The organism is Sandarakinorhabdus sp. (assembly GCF_040398645.1).
Classification (GTDB): Bacteria; Pseudomonadota; Alphaproteobacteria; order Sphingomonadales; family Sphingomonadaceae; genus Sandarakinorhabdus.
The window spans coordinates 3,121-4,467 of the sequence record NZ_JBBATR010000098.1 but is presented as its reverse complement, the minus strand read 5'-3'; the positions used below and the strand labels follow the sequence as shown (position 1 = coordinate 4,467).

At 67.4% G+C, this 1,347-nt stretch carries 1 protein-coding gene and 1 tRNA gene; both read right to left on the bottom strand.

Annotated elements, in window-relative coordinates:
• Positions 1-60 precede the first annotated feature (60 nt).
• Positions 61-137 (bottom strand) — tRNA-Pro (locus tag ABWP50_RS13230).
• Between the two features lie 112 nt (positions 138-249).
• On the bottom strand, positions 250-1,347 hold a 1,098-nt coding region (locus tag ABWP50_RS13225; RefSeq protein WP_353218455.1), incomplete at its 5' end, for a YfiM family lipoprotein.

The following is a 1,347-nucleotide window of genomic DNA, read 5'->3' as shown; positions in this document are numbered from 1 at the left end:
CCCAAAGCCCTCATCAGTGCAGAGGGCGGAGGTTCGACGGGTCCGAACCTCCAAAACCGCTGGTCGGGGCGAGAGGAATCGAACCTCCGGCCTCTGCCTCCCGAAGACAGCGCTCTACCAGGCTGAGCTACGCCCCGACTTCTGCGGAACCGGGCGTATACCGATGCCGTGTCCGGCACGCAACCGCAGATCAGGGGGTGACCGCGCTTTTTAAAGCAGAATACGCCCGATCTAAATTGCGCCGAGCCGCTACTGCCCGGCGGGAAGGGCAGCGCCCGGCACCTTGCCGCGCGCCAACAGGCCATCCACCACCCGCACGGCGGCGGCAAAGCGCGCGCTTTCGGTGTCGCGATATTGCGCCACAAAGCGTTGCTCGCTCAGGCCTTCGGCCAGCTTCAGCACCGATGGCGGCAGCAGCCCTGCATTGTCCCGCCCGCGCAGATCCGCGCGCAGCGCAAGGGCCAGGGCCGGATCAACCGCTGCCGTGCCCACCCGCAGGCCGGCCCGGTCTGCCGCCAGATCGGCAAAGGAAAAACCGGAGCCGCCGGCCATGCTGTCGGCCAATTCCTTCCATTCGCCCATCAATCGCCCGGTGCGCACCCCGCCGGCCGCCGCCAATGCCGCCGAAACAGACCAATGCTTGGCCAGATCAATGCGCCCGGCCAGCAGCACTTGCACACGCGGCTTCGGGCATCCCGCCAGCGGCGAAAGCGCCTTGTCGGTCAGGCTCAGCGCCGATTTGCCGGCCACCACCAGCGCCAATGCCACCAGACCATTGGCGTGATCGGTCGCGGCCTGCTGGGCGCTGTCCGCCTGCGTCGCGGCAATCATGCGGTGCACCTGCACGGCCAGATCATTGGATGGCTTGGCGCGCTGCTGACTGGCCAGCGCACAGTAAATCAACGTGACGCGGGCCTGATCGATCTGCCGGCCGCCCAGGCCGATCAAGGCGCTGACCAGGCCGGTCTGGCCAATGCCCTTCCCCGGCTGCACGCGCAAAATGCCATTATCCGTTGCGAAACTGCGCACCATGGCATCGAGCGGTTGTAGCGGCAGCCCGCGCCACACCAGCACCTGCCGGGCCGCAAGCACCAGTGCGCGTGCCGGCCAGCCGCTGATCCGCAAATCGCCCGCCCGCAATTCCAGCGGCGGAAATACACCCTTGCTGACCAGCACCCGCGCCGACAAATTCAGCCACAGGCCCGCCGGCAAATCGACGCTGAGAGCAGCCGTGACGCCGCCTGTATCAAGACTGGCGGCAGCGCGGCGCTGGCCAAGACCGCGCCCAGCCAGGGCCGCAACGCTGCTGAGCTGGCCGGCATCCATCGTGATGATCTGCGAACCATC